The sequence below is a fragment of the Citrobacter amalonaticus genome (assembly GCF_037053465.1).
In the GTDB taxonomy this organism is placed as follows: Bacteria; Pseudomonadota; Gammaproteobacteria; order Enterobacterales; family Enterobacteriaceae; genus Citrobacter_A; species Citrobacter_A amalonaticus_H.
On sequence record NZ_JBALIF010000003.1, the window covers coordinates 324,209 to 340,234 of the forward strand.

14 protein-coding genes are annotated in these 16,026 nt (G+C 54.3%); 5 read left to right on the forward strand and 9 right to left on the reverse strand.

Features of this window, described 5'->3' with window-relative positions:
• Positions 1–160 precede the first annotated feature (160 nt).
• On the reverse strand, positions 161–1,237 hold the full coding sequence (gene glpQ, locus WB371_RS07040) for a glycerophosphodiester phosphodiesterase (protein WP_336219375.1): 1,077 nt from the start codon (positions 1,235–1,237) through the stop codon (positions 161–163).
• Positions 1,238–2,599, reverse strand: coding sequence for a glycerol-3-phosphate transporter (gene glpT, locus WB371_RS07045; RefSeq protein WP_336219376.1), 1,362 nt, complete (start codon positions 2,597–2,599; stop codon positions 1,238–1,240).
• A gap of 271 nt (positions 2,600–2,870) precedes the next feature.
• On the opposite strand from glpT, the gene glpA reads away from it, so the two are divergent.
• From glpA to glpC, 3 genes are read left to right on the forward strand one after another with little or no spacing between them, the layout of a single operon-like run.
• On the forward strand, positions 2,871–4,499 hold the full coding sequence (gene glpA / locus WB371_RS07050; protein WP_336219377.1) for an anaerobic glycerol-3-phosphate dehydrogenase subunit A: 1,629 nt from the start codon (positions 2,871–2,873) through the stop codon (positions 4,497–4,499).
• Entirely contained in the window at positions 4,489–5,748 is a 1,260-nt protein-coding gene (gene glpB / locus WB371_RS07055; protein ID WP_336219378.1) for a glycerol-3-phosphate dehydrogenase subunit GlpB, read from the forward strand. The genes glpA and glpB overlap by 11 nt, the downstream gene beginning before the upstream one ends.
• Complete coding sequence (glpC, locus tag WB371_RS07060; RefSeq protein ID WP_336219379.1) at positions 5,745–6,935, forward strand: anaerobic glycerol-3-phosphate dehydrogenase subunit GlpC; 1,191 nt, start codon at positions 5,745–5,747, stop codon at positions 6,933–6,935. The genes glpB and glpC overlap by 4 nt, the downstream gene beginning before the upstream one ends.
• Before the next feature lie 38 nt (positions 6,936–6,973).
• Here the strand turns inward: glpC and yfaU are convergent, their stop codons facing one another.
• From yfaU to WB371_RS07090, 6 genes are all read right to left on the reverse strand, one after another.
• Positions 6,974–7,777 carry a 2-keto-3-deoxy-L-rhamnonate aldolase gene (gene yfaU / locus WB371_RS07065; protein ID WP_336219380.1) on the reverse strand — a complete coding sequence of 268 codons (804 nt, stop codon included), beginning with the start codon at positions 7,775–7,777 and terminating at the stop codon, positions 6,974–6,976.
• A 25-nt stretch (positions 7,778–7,802) separates the two neighbouring features.
• Positions 7,803–9,092, reverse strand: coding sequence for an MFS transporter (locus WB371_RS07070; RefSeq protein WP_336219381.1), 1,290 nt, complete (start codon positions 9,090–9,092; stop codon positions 7,803–7,805).
• Positions 9,093–9,148: 56 nt separating this feature from the next.
• Entirely contained in the window at positions 9,149–10,354 is a 1,206-nt protein-coding gene (gene rhmD, locus WB371_RS07075) for an L-rhamnonate dehydratase (protein WP_336219382.1), read from the reverse strand.
• Positions 10,355–10,368: 14 nt separating this feature from the next.
• On the reverse strand, positions 10,369–11,151 hold the full coding sequence (locus WB371_RS07080; RefSeq protein WP_336219383.1) for an IclR family transcriptional regulator: 783 nt from the start codon (positions 11,149–11,151) through the stop codon (positions 10,369–10,371).
• 210 nt (positions 11,152–11,361) lie between these two features.
• Positions 11,362–12,558, reverse strand: coding sequence for a nicotinamide mononucleotide deamidase-related protein YfaY (locus WB371_RS07085; protein ID WP_336219384.1), 1,197 nt, complete (start codon positions 12,556–12,558; stop codon positions 11,362–11,364).
• Positions 12,559–12,671: 113 nt separating this feature from the next.
• On the reverse strand, positions 12,672–13,214 hold the full coding sequence (locus WB371_RS07090) for a YfaZ family outer membrane protein (protein WP_336219385.1): 543 nt from the start codon (positions 13,212–13,214) through the stop codon (positions 12,672–12,674).
• A 311-nt stretch (positions 13,215–13,525) separates the two neighbouring features.
• Between WB371_RS07090 and nudI the strand changes: the two genes are divergently transcribed.
• A complete protein-coding gene (gene nudI, locus WB371_RS07095) occupies positions 13,526–13,951 on the forward strand; it encodes a nucleoside triphosphatase NudI (protein WP_336219386.1) in 426 nt (141 codons plus the stop codon).
• Between the two features lie 49 nt (positions 13,952–14,000).
• Here nudI and WB371_RS07100 read toward each other — a convergent pair whose 3' ends face one another.
• Positions 14,001–14,606 (reverse strand): lipopolysaccharide core heptose(II)-phosphate phosphatase, encoded by a 606-nt coding sequence (locus WB371_RS07100; protein ID WP_336219387.1) that lies wholly within the window; start codon positions 14,604–14,606, stop codon positions 14,001–14,003.
• A 278-nt stretch (positions 14,607–14,884) separates the two neighbouring features.
• Here WB371_RS07100 and arnB point away from each other — a divergent pair, with 278 nt between their 5' ends.
• The gene (gene arnB, locus WB371_RS07105) at positions 14,885–16,024 is read left to right on the forward strand and encodes a UDP-4-amino-4-deoxy-L-arabinose aminotransferase (RefSeq protein ID WP_336219499.1); all 1,140 of its coding nucleotides are present in this window, start codon (positions 14,885–14,887) and stop codon (positions 16,022–16,024) included.
• Positions 16,025–16,026 lie beyond the last annotated feature (2 nt).

Sequence of the window (16,026 nt, forward strand, 5' to 3'; positions counted from 1 at the left end):
TCTGATTAAGGATTTCTTAAGATATTTATGCTATGGGCTGAATTTCTTGATCTGGTGCGTGCTTTTTAGCCTTTAGCAGGCAGGAAAAAAGATAAAAAAACTGCACCTTACTCAGCGGTTGTCCGCCTTTGGGGTGCAGTGGAGAGGGATAACGCGATTTTTACTCTTTACGTAAGAACATCACCGCTTTATCGGGGAAGTCGGTGAACAGCCCGTCCACTCCCGCTTTGTTATACAGAATGTCGTACAACTGGTTCACGTCCGTCGTGTAGTCCGGCAATTGATCGGCACGCACTGTATAAGGATGAACCGTCATCTTGTTCTGATGGGCATCCTGCACCATGCCAGTCAGCACGATATTGCCTTTCGTCGACTTCGCATCAATCAGCATGTGGTAATCCGGACCAATACCATCCGCATACTCTGCCACCTGCTTCATCGCCCCCGGTTTAAACATCCAGTCGTAGTTGTAATTCACCCAACTGCCGTCCGGCTTCTTCTCCTGGGTTTCATTCCAGTCGGTATACGCAATCAACTGTACCAGGTTAAGGTCCATCCCCATTTTGGGTTCCAGCTCATTTTTGATGCGCTTGAGTTCCGCCACATCAAAACTTTGCAGATACACTTTGTCCTGTTTGTTGCTGTAACCATACTTTTTCAGCACTTCCAGCGTTTTCGCCGCGATGTCTTTTCCTTCCTGATGATGGAACCAGGGCGCTTTGATTTCCGGATAGATTCCGATGTTCTTACCGGTAGAATGGTTCAGCCCCTGAACAAACTCGATCTCCTCTTCAAAGGTATGAACGCGGAAATCCGATTTTCCCATTGGGAAACGGCCAGGGTAAGTTTGCACTTTCTTGCCATTTTCCAGATCAAACCCTTCAGTGAACTTCAGGGATTTGATCTCATCAAGGGTAAAATCAATCGCATAATAGCGGCCATCTTTGCGCGCCCGATCGGGGAAACGCTCCGCAACATCCGTGACGCGATCCAGGTAATGGTCATGCAGAACGACCAGATGGTCGTCTTTGGTCATCACCAAATCCTGTTCCAGATAGTCCGCTCCCTGCGCGTAGGCCATCGCTTTTGCCGGCAGCGTATGTTCCGGCAAATATCCACTCGCGCCGCGGTGCGCAATCACCACTTTATCGGTGTTGCTGGCCGCCAGCGCATGGCTGCCCATTACCGTGCCCGCCATCAGCAGCGCCAGGCTGAGGTTTTTCAATGTTGTTTGCATTTACTGAGCCCCGTTGCGTTTCAGTTGCATCTCATCGTGATGGCGTTTTTCACCGATCATGACCACAACCAGCAGGATAACCGCCAGGATACTGCCGCCGATCATCACCATGAAGCCGCCGTCCCAGCCGAAGAAGTCAACCGTGTAACCGACGATGGCGCTTGCCGCCACAGAACCGCCAAGATAGCCAAACAGGCCGGTAAAGCCCGCTGCAGTACCTGCCGCTTTTTTCGGTGCCAGTTCCAGCGCATGCAGACCAATCAGCATCACCGGGCCGTAGATCAGGAAGCCGATAACAATCATACAAATCATATCGACGGTGGGGTTACCGGCCGGGTTCATCCAGTAAACGATGGTCGCGATAGTCACCAGCGTCATAAAGAACACACCGGTGGCGCCACGGTTGCCACGGAAGACTTTATCCGACATCCAGCCGCACAGCAGAGTGCCAGGAATACCGGCGTACTCATAGAAGAAGTAGGCCCAGGAGGATTTATCCAGCGCGAAGTGTTTTACTTCCTTCAGATAGGTCGGAGACCAGTCGAGGATGCCGTAGCGCAGCAGATAAACGAAGACGTTAGCAATAGCGATGTACCACAGCAGTTTGTTCGGCAGGACGTACTGCATGAAAATCTGCTTCGCAGTCAGTTCTTCTTCCGCTTTTTCGTTGTAGTCATCCGGATAATCGTTTTTGTACTCTTCGATAGGCGGTAAGCCACAGGACTGCGGCGTATCACGCATCAGCGCGAAAGCGAAAATAGCCACGAGGATCGCCCCGAAAGCAGGCATATACAGCGCGGCTTTCCAGTCGTTAAACCAGGCCATCCCGAGCAGGAACAGCAAAGGAGGGATCCCGCCGCCGACGTTATGCGCGCAGTTCCAGACGGAGACAATTCCGCCACGCTCTTTCTGCGACCACCAGTGCACCATGGTGCGTCCGCACGGCGGCCACCCCATTCCCTGGAACCAGCCACACAGGAACAGCAGCACAAACATAATAGCAATGCTCGATGTCGCCCATGGCACAAAGCCCATGAACAGCATGACTGCGGCTGCCAGAATCAAACCAGCGGGCAGGAAGACGCGCGGATTCGAGCGATCCGAGACCGACCCCATGATGAATTTCGAAAATCCGTAAGCGATGGAGATCCCCGACAGCGCGAAACCCAGATCGCCACGGGAAAAGCCCTGCTCAACCAGGTACGGCATCGCCAGCGCAAAGTTCTTGCGTACCAGATAGTACGCGGCATAGCCAAAGAATATCCCCAGAAATATCTGCCAGCGAAGCCGACGGTAAGTCGGATCGATCTCCGCTGCTGGCAAGCGAGCTTTGTGCGCCGCTGGTTTAAAAATACTCAACATAATGTAGCCTCCGTGGCCCGTCTTTTATAAGTGGTAAACACCGCAGGTAGTACAAACAACCCCGCTGCTTCCAGTGTGGTCGCGATGTTATGCAAAGATACCTGTCGTGAATGTGAATTACAGCACAAATTGTTACAGATTTATGACAAATGTTCAGAAAGGCGCACGAAATCACGTTTCATTTTCGAATAATGAGCGAATATGCGCGAAATCAAACAAACCATGCTTTTTATGTGGCTAAATGATAAAAAACGAACTGTGAGGGAAAACAATGAAAACTCGCGACTCGCAAACAAGTGACGTGATTATCATTGGCGGGGGGGCCACAGGTGCAGGGATCGCCCGCGACTGTGCGCTGCGCGGACTGCGCGTGATTTTAGTCGAACGCCATGATATTGCGACCGGCGCAACGGGGCGCAACCATGGCTTGCTGCACAGCGGCGCGCGTTATGCCGTGACCGACGCTGAATCCGCCCGTGAATGCATCAGTGAAAACCAGATTCTGAAACGTATCGCCCGCCACTGCGTTGAGCCAACGGACGGTCTGTTTATTACCCTGCCCGAAGATGAGCTTTCCTTTCAGGCGACCTTTATCCGCGCCTGCGAAGACGCGGGCATTCGCGCCGAAGCGATCGATCCGCAGCAGGCGCGGATCATTGAACCGTCAGTCAACCCGCAGTTGATTGGCGCGGTGAAAGTACCTGATGGCACTGTTGACCCGTTCCGCCTGACCGCCGCCAATATGCTGGATGCCAAAGAGCATGGCGCCGTCATTCTGACGGCCCACGAAGTGACCGGACTGATTCGCGAAGGCGCGACCATCTGCGGTGTTCATCTGCGCAACCATCTCAATGGCGAAACGCAAACCCTGCATGCGCCGGTGGTGGTTAACGCCGCTGGCATCTGGGGACAGCGTATCGCGGAATATGCCGATTTAAGTATTCGCATGTTCCCGGCGAAAGGGTCGCTGCTTATCATGGATCACCGCATCAATCAGCACGTGATCAACCGCTGTCGTAAGCCATCGGATGCCGACATTCTGGTGCCTGGTGACACCATTTCGCTGATTGGCACCACCTCCACCCACATTGATTACAATGATATCGACAGCAACCGCGTCACCGCTGATGAGGTTGATATCCTGCTGCGCGAAGGGGAAAAACTGGCGCCGATAATGGCGAAAACCCGCATCCTGCGCGCCTATTCCGGCGTTCGTCCGCTGGTTGCCAGCGATGACGATCCCACAGGGCGTAATGTCAGCCGCGGTATCGTGTTATTCGATCACGCGAAACGCGACGGTCTGGAAGGATTTATCACCATCACCGGCGGCAAACTGATGACCTACCGCCTGATGGCGGAATGGGCCACTGATGCGGTCTGCCGCAAACTCGGCAACACGCGTCCTTGCGTCACCGCCGACACGCCGCTGCCGGGTTCGCAAGAGCCAACGGAAAGCACGCTGAAGCGCGTGATCTCCCTGCCCGCGCCACTGCGTGGCTCAGCCGTCTATCGTCACGGCGATCGCACGCCTGCATGGTTGAGCCACGGCCGTCAGCACCGCAGCGTGGTATGCGAATGTGAAGCGGTCACCGCCGGTGAAGTGCAATATGCGGTTGAAAATTTAAACGTGAACAGCCTGCTGGATCTGCGCCGTCGAACCCGCGTGGGGATGGGAACCTGTCAGGGCGAACTCTGCGCCTGTCGCGCCGCCGGTTTACTGCAACGCTTTAACATCACCAGCGCAACACAGTCTGTCACCCAGCTTTCTGACTTCCTGAACGAACGCTGGAAAGGCGTACAACCCATCGCCTGGGGCGATGCCCTGCGTGAAAGCGAATTTACCCGCTGGGTGTACCAGGGATTATGTGGTCTGGAAAAGGAGCCCCACGATGAGATTTGATACGGTGATTATGGGCGGTGGTCTCGCCGGACTCCTGTGTGGTTTGCAATTGCAAAAAAGCGGCTTACGCTGCGCGGTGGTGACACGCGGGCAGAGCGCGCTGCACTTCTCTTCCGGATCGCTGGATCTGCTCAGCGCGCTGCCGGATGGAAATCCGGTGAACGACATTACAGCCGGTCTGGAGGCGTTGCGAGAACAGGCGCCTGCGCATCCTTACACAACGCTCGGCTCGCAACGTGTTCTGGCGCTCGCCGGGGAGGCACAGGCGCTGCTGACAGCTTCCGGCGCGCATTTACAGGGTCACGTTCAGCAGTCACATCAGCGAGTTACGCCTTTAGGAACGCTGCGTTCCACCTGGCTTAGTTCACCGGAAGCGCCGGTCTGGCCGCTCAGCGCAAAACGTATCTGCGTGGTGGGGATTAGCGGATTACTGGATTTTCAGGCGCATCTCGCCGCAGCCTCTTTACGCCAGCGCGAACTGGAGGTGGAAACGGCTGAAATCGATTTGCCGGAACTGGACGTGTTGCGCGATAACGCCACCGAATTTCGCGCCGTGAACATTGCCCGTTTTCTGGATAACGAAGATAAATGGCCTCTGTTGTATGACGCGCTTTTACCGATCGCGAAAACCTGTGAAATGATCATTATGCCCGCCTGTTTTGGCCTCACGGATGACAGCCTCTGGCGCTGGCTCAATGACCGTCTCCCCTGCGCGCTCACGCTTTTGCCAACGCTACCGCCCTCTGTACCAGGTATTCGTTTACACAATCAGCTTCAGCGTCAGTTCGTCCGTCAGGGCGGTATCTGGATGCCAGGCGATGAGGTGAAAAAAGTCACCTGTAAAAACGGCGTGGTGAGTGAAGTCTGGACGCGCAATCATGCGGATATCCCGTTGCGTCCACGTTTTGCCGTACTCGCCAGCGGAAGTTTCTTTAGCAGTGGGCTTATCGCTGAACGTGACGGGATCCGCGAACCGATTCTGGGTCTGGATGTTCAGCAAACGGCGACGCGCGCCGAATGGTATCAACGTGATTTCTTTGATGCGCAACCCTGGCAGCAGTTTGGCGTCACCACCGATGAGACACTGCGCCCGTCGCTGGCGGGGAAAACCATTGAAAATCTGTACGCCATTGGATCTGTTCTCGGCGGATTCGATCCGATTGCCCAGGGATGCGGAGGCGGCGTTTGTGCGGTCACCGCGCTACATGCCGCCCATCACATTGCAGCACGTGCAGGAGGTGAGCAATGAGTGATACGCGTTTTGAAAGTTGCATCAAATGCACGGTGTGCACCACCGCATGCCCGGTCAGCCGCGTTAATCCGGGCTATCCCGGTCCGAAACAGGCCGGTCCCGATGGCGAACGCCTGCGTCTGAAAGACGGCGCTCTGTATGACGACGCACTGAAATATTGCATTAACTGCAAACGCTGCGAAGTGGCCTGTCCGTCCGATGTCAAAATCGGCGATATCATTCAGCGCGCGCGGGCAAAATACGACACCACCCGTCCGTCACTGCGTAATTTTATCTTAAGTCATACCGACCTGATGGGCAGTGTCTCCACGCCGTTCGCCCCGGTCGTCAATACGGCGACCTCGCTGAAACCGGTTCGTCAGCTACTTGATTACGCGTTGAAAATTGATCATCGCCGCACTTTGCCTAAGTACTCTTTTGGCACCTTCCGCCGCTGGTATCGCAGCGTGGCGGCTCAACAGGCGCAGTACAAAGATCAGGTTGCGTTTTTCCACGGCTGTTTTGTTAATTACAACCATCCGCAGCTTGGTAAAGACCTGATCAAGGTGCTGAACGCAATGGGGACCGGCGTTCAGTTACTGAGCAAAGAGAAGTGCTGCGGCGTGCCGCTGATTGCCAACGGGTTTACCGACAAAGCGCGTAAACAGGCGGTGACTAACGTCGAATCCCTGCGCGAGGCCATTGGCGGGAAAGGGATCCCGGTTATTGCGACGTCGTCAACCTGCACTTTCGCGTTGCGCGACGAGTATCCGGAAGTGCTGGATGTTGACAACAGCGGTCTGCGGGAACATATCGAACTGGCCACCCGCTGGCTGTGGCGGAAACTGGACGAAGGCAAAACGCTGCCCCTGAAGACGTTGCCATTGAAAGTGGTTTACCACACGCCATGCCATATGGAAAAAATGGGCTGGACGCTCTACACCCTTGAACTGTTGCGGCGCATTCCTGGCCTGGAACTCACCGTACTGGACTCTCAGTGTTGCGGAATTGCCGGCACCTACGGCTTCAAAAAAGAGAACTACCCCACTTCGCAAGCTATCGGCGCGCCACTATTTAAACAGATTGAAGATAGCGGTGCAGATATCGTGGTGACCGACTGCGAGACCTGCAAATGGCAAATCGAGATGTCCACCAGCAAGCGCTGCGAACACCCGATCACCCTGTTGGCGAAAGCATTAGGTTAAGTGCATAGCCCGGTGGCGCAATGCCACCGGGCGTTTTCTTAATAGCTGTTTTTCACCGTTTTCCCCGTCGGGACTGACTTAAACATCGCCAGCCTTCTGTCCAGCGCCTCGGTATACAGCATAGTGTCGACGCCCACGGCAACAAAGTTTGCCCCCCATTCCAGACATTTCTGCGCCATCGCCGGATCGACCGCCAGGAAACCCGCCGCTTTCCCGGCACCGCGAATTCGCTTGATACTCGCTTCGATTATCCGCTGCACTTCCGGATGCCCGGCATTATCCGGGTAACCCAACGATGCCGAGAGATCCGCAGGTCCGATAAACACGCCATCGATCCCGTCCACATCGAGAATTTCATCCAGATTATCCAGCGCGGTTTTACTTTCCACTTGTACCAACAGGCAGAGCGACGCATTGGCCTGCGCCATATAATTTTCGATACGTCCCCAGCGCGCCGCCCGCGCTACGCTTGCCCCTACGCCTCGTTCACCCAACGGCGGATACCGGGTCGCAGCCACAATCTGGCGCGCCTGCTCAGCGCTATCGACCATCGGGATCAACAGCGTTTGCGCGCCAATGTCCATCACCTGCTTGATCAGGGCTTTCGTTCCTTCGACCGGGCGGATCACCGGCTGGCTGGCATAGGGCGCAATCGCCTGCAACTGATGATAGAGATCCTGCACCGTGTTTGGCGCATGTTCACCGTCGATTAAGAGCCAGTCATAGCCCGACGTTGCCGCGATTTCCGCCATGTAGGAGGTGGTCGAACTCAACCACAGTCCTATTTGTTCTTCCCCTTTACGAAGCGCTTCCTTAAAAGGGTTTACTAACAATGCGTTCATAATGATCCTTACCACATGGATAAAACTATTGATGCGCAGCACCCGGTTGCGACGCGGAACGATTCACGCTCAGCGAGAAGATAATCAGCGAGCCAATAATGGCGACACCCGCCAGCGTCAGCAGACCTGCGGCATCACTGGCAAACAGGGTTTCCGCTTTCACCCGCAGGATAGGCGCAATAAACCCGCCTACCGCGCCAAACAGGTTAACGAAGCCGATCCCCGCCGCCAGCGCCGTACCGGAAAGCAGTTGCGTTGGCATCGTCCAGAAGACCGGTTGTACGGCGATAAACCCGACCGCCGCCACGCAGAGCGCGAGGATAGCCAGCACCGGTGACACCAGGCCGGACAAACCAATGCCAATCCCTGCGGCAAGCAACGTCAGCGCAGCAACATTGCGACGATCGCCGGTTCGGTCGGAGTAGCGAGGGATAAGCCAGGTCCCGAACAACGCCGCCACCCACGGAATCGCGGTGACAACTGAGGCCGTGAATCCCACTTTGGTCCCCAGCAGCGCAGCAACCTGGGTGGGTAAAAAGAAGATCAGGCCGTAGACCGCCACCTGAATGGTCAGATAGATAATCGCCAGTTGCCAGACACGACCGTTACGCAACGCATCCGACAGTTTTGACGTTACCTTTTTCTCTTCTTCACTTGCCAGTTGGCTGATAAGCACCGATTTTTCTTCTGTACTGAGGAAACGCGCCTGTTGCGGCGTGTCATCCAGCCAGAAGAAGGTGAATACGCCTGCGCCTACTGCCAGCAACCCTTCGATAACGAACATCCAGAACCAACCAGGGTGACCCATAAAACCGTGCATTTCCAGCAGCGCACCGGAAAGCGGTGAGCCCAGCGTCAACGCCAGCGGCGCTCCCATGTAAAACAGCCCCATGATGCTGGCGCGGTTACGCTGCGGGAACCATTGCGAGGTGAGATAGATCATCCCCGGGAAGAAACCGGCTTCGGCGGCCCCCAACAGAGTGCGGATAATCAGGAATTTCGCTTCGGTGTCCGCCCACGCCATCGCCGCAGAGAGAAAACCCCATAGCAACGTGGTGGCGCCAATCCAGGTTCTGGCCCCCAGTTTGCGCATCAACAGGTTGGCGGGAACGCCAAGAAAGGCATAGACCACAAAGAAAATCCCCGCCCCGAGCGCATAGGCTTCATTGCTCAGCCCGGTATCAATCTGGTAGGTCTCTTTGGCAAAACCGATGTTTGAACGGTCCAGAAACGCCAGGACATACAGCGCCAGCATGAACGGAATTAAACGCGCGCGGTTTTTCTTCACCACGCCGTCAAGCAAAGTGGTACTCATAGCAAGTTCCTCAAAGAGATGAGGGCGTTGCCGTCAGTGCGGCAACGCACAGGTCATTAGTGGCTATAGGGGCGCTTCAGGTTGCAGTCCCGGTTGAGCTCAACGCCGAATCCAGGCTTATCCAGAACGGACTTGTGAATGCGGCCATTCACCGGCACTGGCTCATCCAGCAGAATTGGGTCGAATTGTGGACGCAGGGTCGAGCAGTCCGGGCTGGTCATCAGGAATTCGCTGAACGGCGTGTTCGTGAACGTGATCACCGCATGGTGCGAATAGACCGACGAGCCATGAGGCACAACCAGTTGCCCGCGCGATTTGGCAATCGCCGCGATCTCGACCAGCGTCGTTAAACCACCGCACCAGCCCACATCCGGCTGCATGATATCGATGCCGGTTTCTGCCAGCGTGCGGAAGGATTGCAGCGTACCGTGGTGCTCGCCGCTGGTGACCATCATGCCTGCCGGCACGTTGCGTTTCAGTTCCCGATAGCCCTCGTATTGCTGAGGCGGCAGACACTCTTCAATCCACTTCAGGTTGGACGGCGCGCAGGCGTAGGCCAGTTTCGTGGCGTAATTCACATCCTGGCTCATCCAGCAATCGAGCATCAGCCAGAAATCCGGGCCGCACTTCTCGCGCATGCCGGCCACCATGGCCGCATCTTGGCGAATCCCCGCATCGCCGTCATGCGGCCCCCAGTGCGTAGGCATTTTGCCGCCAATAAAGCCCATCTCTTTTGCCAGATCCGGACGTGCACCCGTGGCATAAAACTGAATTTCATCACGCACCGCGCCGCCCAACAGTTTGTAGACCGGCAGCCCCACCACTTTGCCAAACAGATCCCACAGCGCCAAATCGACGCAAGAGATGGTGTTCATCACCAGACCGCCAGAGCCGGAGTAGTACATGGTCGCGCCGAGCATCTGATCGTGAATGAGTTTGATATCGCTGACGCATTTTCCTTCGATAAAGCGGTTGAGGTGCTTCTCAACGATAAAGCAGCCCATCTCCCCTGCCGTGGAAACGGCAAACCCCGTCTGGCCGTTCTCGGCTTCCACTTCAACAATCAGCGTACCTAACACGTTGATCCCAAAAGACTGGCGTGATTGCTCGTACTCGCGGTATTTGCTCATTGGCGTGGCGATATGATCGTCAATCCAGTGGTTGGCGCCCTGATCGTGATAATCACCGCCGCCGGCACCTTTTTCTGCGGTAGCACCGCCGGTGAACCAGGCGCGAACGTGTTTAATTTTGGGTAGGGTCATGATGTTCTCCATTCTTATGAGGCGAGTGAATCGAAGGGACTTTTCCATCCCAACAGGCGTGAAATATCTTTCGCACAGGCAATGGCCTTGCCCGCCAGATAATCACGATTCTCTTCGTTGATTTGTAATCGGGTACCGACCACCGAAATGGCGGCGGCAGGGTCATTGTTGGCATTAAAAACGGGGGCAGCGACGCAGCGGACATCCGGATAATCTTCACCGTTGTCGAAGCTCCAGCCGCGCTGGCGGATGCGTTCCAGTTCCTCGTTGAGCTGCTGGGGTTGAGTGATTGTGGTCGGTGTCGCTTGTTCCCACACCAGTTGCTCAATGATGGCTTTACGCACCGCAGCAGGCTGCCAGGCCAGCAGACATTTACCAATGCCTGAGCGATACAGTGAAAGACTCTTCCCTTCATGGGAGCGCACGCTGATAGTCGATGGCGATTCCACCTTCAGGATGTAATAGGCGCTTTCATGATCGATGATCCCCAGATGGCACAACATCCCGGTCTCATCCATCAGTTGTGTCAGACGCGGTCGCGCCAGTTCACGCAGATCCATTTTGCTGAGCGCGTGACCGGAAAGCTCCACCAGCTTGGTCCACAGGCAAAAATTCTCCTGATGATCGACGCTAACGAATCGCTGACGCTTCAGCTCATTGAGCAGCAGATACGCGGTGCTCTTGGGGATCTTCAACGTTTCAATAATCGTCGCTGCGCTGCACGGGCCAATGCGGGCAATTAAATTGAGAATATCAATGGCCCGGGTGAGCGCCGGGACTTTACTTGATTCCAACATACTGGACTCCAGTCTGAGATACTGGAATCAGTGTGATCGGTCATCGGGCGTAAAGTTGTGAAGCGTGTCAAATCGTGCCCTTCTTCCAGCAGACTGGAAAAGTTACGGGCAGAAATGTGAATTAACGCACGGATTTTTTTACGGGGAGTACAACAGGTTGGACAAAAACGTATCGGCCCGGTCAGCGGCGCGCGACCGGGCGATGCCAGACTACAGGGTTAAGGACTCAACCACGTCGATCCAACCGTGCTCACTGGCAATATCCTGCTTATTCAGCCAGCGACGAAGCATGTTAAGGGCCATCATCGCGCAAACTTCCTGACGCACCTGCAGGCTGTGGCGCGTCACGCTGAAATGAACCCGCAGCGCAAACGTCCCGTCCGGCGTGGCGAGCGCAAAATTCAGGTGTTCGTTTTCCAGTCCGGAAACCGCCAGCGCCAGGCCGGCATAATGGTTACCACGCCGTTCCGACGTCCAGTGCGCGGTCTGCGCCAGCGTCTCTTCCTGGGAAGGCACCACTTCGCTGGCTAATAACGGCGCACCGACGCGAGAAAGCTGAAGCGCCAACAACCCGCCGGTAAACTGCTCGCTGAGCGTCAGACTGAGCTGTCGTTTCTGCAACTCACGCGCAATTTGCAGGGGGAGTCCTTCGGTGCCTTCAAAAATAAGGCTTTGCCCGGCTACGCGCTTCACCTCCTGCCACAGGCTGCGCATCGCTTCGCGCTGAGCCCAGGGACCGGTAAGCTTCAGCTCAATAATCGGCATGGATGAGCGATAGCCGAGAGTGACACCTTCGGGTAAGGACAGTGAATCAAGGCGTTGCGCCAGATCGCTTTCCGAGCGGCCAAAGGTGGTCAAACGCAGGCACAGCGGCGGTTCAGTGAGTGAGAATCGCTCACGTAAACGCGGCAGGATCTCATGCTCAACCATCACTTTGAATTCTGACGGTACGCCCGGGGTAAAAAACATCAGGCAACGATTGAGCTGTACGGCAAACCCGCAGGCGGTACCAACGGGATTATTGATAAATTCAGCGCTGGCGGGCAGTTCTGCCTGTTTGCGATTGCTGGGCGCCATCACCCGGCCCCGCTCACGGAAAAAGCGCTCCATCTCAGCAAGCCATGCCTCATGCAGCACCAATCCTTCGCCCTTCGCCGTCGCCGCAGCGAGCGCGCTGAGATCATCGCTGGTTGGCCCTAGTCCGCCGTTGACGATCAGCACATCAGCCTGCTGGCTGCGTTCGCGCAAAATGGCGACCAGATCGTCGAGGTTATCGCCCACCGTATTTCGGCGGGTCAGAGGTAATCCCTGATTAAAGAAAAAATCGGCCAGCCAGGCAGCATTCGTGTCGACGATTTGCCCGTGCAACACTTCATCCCCGGTGGACAACATTTCGACCTTTAGCATCGTGTTCTCCTGCTCTTATGATGAAAACACTATAACGCAAAGGGGGAAGTGGCGTGGTAGAGAAATATCCGCAAGGAAGTAAAGCGGCGCGACAGGACGTCGCGCCATCGGGATTAGAAGCTGGCGTTGACCCCGACATACGGGCCGTCAGCAAGGGCGTTGTCACGATTGCCGTCTTTCCCCGCCAGATTCAGGTAGCGGTAACCGGCCTCAATGCTCAGCGGACGCATGATCAAAAGGCGCGCGCCAGCATTCGCTTCCTGATAGCTCTCAATACCGCTGGAGAGCGAATCCGGAGAGTAATAGTACTCGCCGAACAGACGAACGCTGTCGCCAATAGGCCATTGTAATCCGCCACCGACTGCGGCGGCATAACCTTCATTACCATCGTTCGGATTGGTGTAAAGCCCTTTGCCACCCACCGTCGCCAGAAACGGTCCAAGTGGGAGATTCAGACCCAGGCCCAGGCCTGCGACGTCACCGTCGTCATCACTATGCGTCCAGTCGCCGCTCATCGCCAGCCCGGAGGATTCTGTACCAAACCCAACCGCCACGTTGGTATATTCTTTCCCCGCCTGGCCGCTAATGCTCATTGCACTCACAGAAGCAGAAATGAACAGCATTCCCGCCATTCCAAATAATACGCTCTTCTTCATTTTTACCGTTTCCATCAAGCAAATATGTAAACTGCTCCAAAACTGATGGATTGTACTGCCAGAGACAAAGGAATCAATGAATTAAAAAAGCGATAACCTATCGTTTTGTAAGAAAATAATACCAATAACAACCATGAATAGTACACTCCAAAACCATTTACGGAACGTTTGATTGGGAAAACGCTTTTTCTGTTCATAACCCCTTATAACAGTGAATTTTGCATCTCAATGGAAAATAAACATTTTTTCTTAGGTTATCAGGAGATAAACTTTTCCGTTTCCATGTTACCTCTGCTCTAAGGAATATTATTGTGCGCCAAAGGACTATTGTTTGCCCCTTAATAGAGAATGATGGATGTTATCTCCTGTGCCAGATGGCCGACGATCGGGGAGTTTTTCCGGGTCAATGGGCGCTGTCTGGCGGTGGGGTTGAGCCGGGAGAGCAGATTGAGGAGGCGCTGCGTCGTGAGATTCGTGAAGAACTGGGGGATGAACTGGTTCTGACTGCTATCAAACCCTGGACCTTCAGCGATGACATTCGTACCAAAACCTATCCTGACGGTAGCCAGGAAGAACTCTACATGATTTACCTGATATTCGATTGTGTCGCCGCCAATCGCGCCGTACATATCAACGAAGAGTTTCAGGCTTTCGCCTGGGTCCGACCGGAAGAGTTGTCGAAGTACGATTTAAATATCGCAACACGAAAAACCCTCACCCTTAAAGGGTTATTGTAATTATCGATGACAGCCGTTACGGCTGTCATGATGAATTGATCATTGCTGATTACGATGCCACATATTTACCATCAAGAAATAATTTCCCGTTCTGGACATGCATCACCAGTCCATCGAGATAATCCGGCGTAATTTTTACCCCACGCATATTTTTTGCGAGGTATGTCAGACAATGATTATGGGTAAAAATAACCACATTCTTATCTGCAGACATACTCGCGATACGTTTAATCGCCGACGCTGTCTGCCTCCCGCACTGGTGCATATCTTTATTCACAATCACTTTTTGTCCTGTAGAAAACCAGGTGGCTGACTGAATGGTGCGCACCGTATCACTGGCATAAAGATCATAGTCTTTTACCTCCTGACCAAACGACTGCCCAAGCATCCGGGCCTGTCTGGCTCCATACTCAGTGATACCAGTTTTATCCGACAGGCAGGTATTGTCTGAACGATCGCAGCGCTGCGCATGACGAAACAGCACGATAACCGGGTGCTGTTTTTCCAGACGGCCCAGCGTGCGGGAATCGATTCTCGGTAACCCATTACTGCTCCAGGCGTAACCACTACTCAGGCCGATTAACATGCCCAGCACAGACAACAGAGTAAACAGGCCTTTTCTGTATTTAACAAAAGAATGTGTCAATTTAAACACATAAAACCCCACATATTACCGATAAATAGAAATATAAAAACAGCAAACTGTTTAATGAGAACATGAAAGATGATGTGAGGAAAATGCCCTAAAATCACCGTCAATGCAAATATAAAAAAGTCAAAATAGTTTATTTATCTGCGACCTTAAGTTCTTAAGGTTAAATTAATATTCCTCTATTAGCATCTCGCTCCAGATGGGGTAATCCTTATTTAGCCTCCTGTTTAGCATTTAATAAATAAGAGGATCGCAGCATCCAAATGGCTAAAGGAAATATGATGTCTGACTTTCTGCCTTTCTCTCGCCCGGCGGTAGGTTCAGAAGAACTTAACGCGATCAAAGCGGTTCTCGACTCTGGATGGATCACCACCGGTCCGAAAAACCAGCAACTGGAAGACGCTTTCTGCCAGCTAACCGGAAATCAACACGCGATTGCCGTCAGTTCGGCAACGGCGGGAATGCATATCACACTGATGGCGCTGGGTATTGGCGCTGGCGATGAAGTCATTACGCCGTCAATGACGTGGGTTTCCACGCTAAATATGATCGTTTTGCTGGGGGCGACGCCGGTGATGGTGGATGTCGACCGCGACACGCTGATGGTCAGCGCAGAACAGATCGACGCCGCGATAACTCCCCGCACCAAAGCGATCATTCCCGTTCATTACGCGGGCGCGCCTGCCGACCTTGATCCGATTTACCGCCTTGCAAAACGCCATGGCATTCCCGTCATCGAAGATGCCGCCCATGCCGTGGGCACCCGTTACAAAGATCGCCACGTCGGCGCGCAAGGTACGGCGATTTTTTCCTTTCACGCCATCAAAAATATCACCTGCGCGGAGGGGGGGCTCATCGTCACTGATGACGAACACCTCGCCCAACGTTTGCGCAGCCTGAAATTTCATGGTCTCGGCGTCGATGCTTATGACCGTCAGACTTATGGCCGAGCCCCGCAGGCAGAAGTGCTGACACCGGGATACAAATATAATCTGACCGATATTAACGCCGCTATCGCCCTGGTTCAGTTAAGCAAACTTGAGGAAATAAATCGTCGACGCGCTGCGATTGCGCTGGAATATCAACACGCGCTGGCCGACCTTCCCTTTCAGCCGCTTAGCCTGCCGTCATGGTCGCATGTTCATGCCTGGCATCTGTTTATTATTCGCGTTGATGAAACACGATGCGGCATCAGCCGTGATGCGCTGATGGAAGCCCTCAAAGCACAGGGGATTGGTACCGGCCTGCATTTTCGCGCCGCGCATACCCAGAAATATTATCGTGAGCGCTTTCCTCATTTATCACTTCCCAACTCCGAATGGAACAGCGCACGGATCTGCTCCCTGCCGTTGTTTCCCGATATGACCCCGGCGGATACCACCCGCGTTATCAGCGCGCTTCGTCAGATTGCAGGTAAATAACG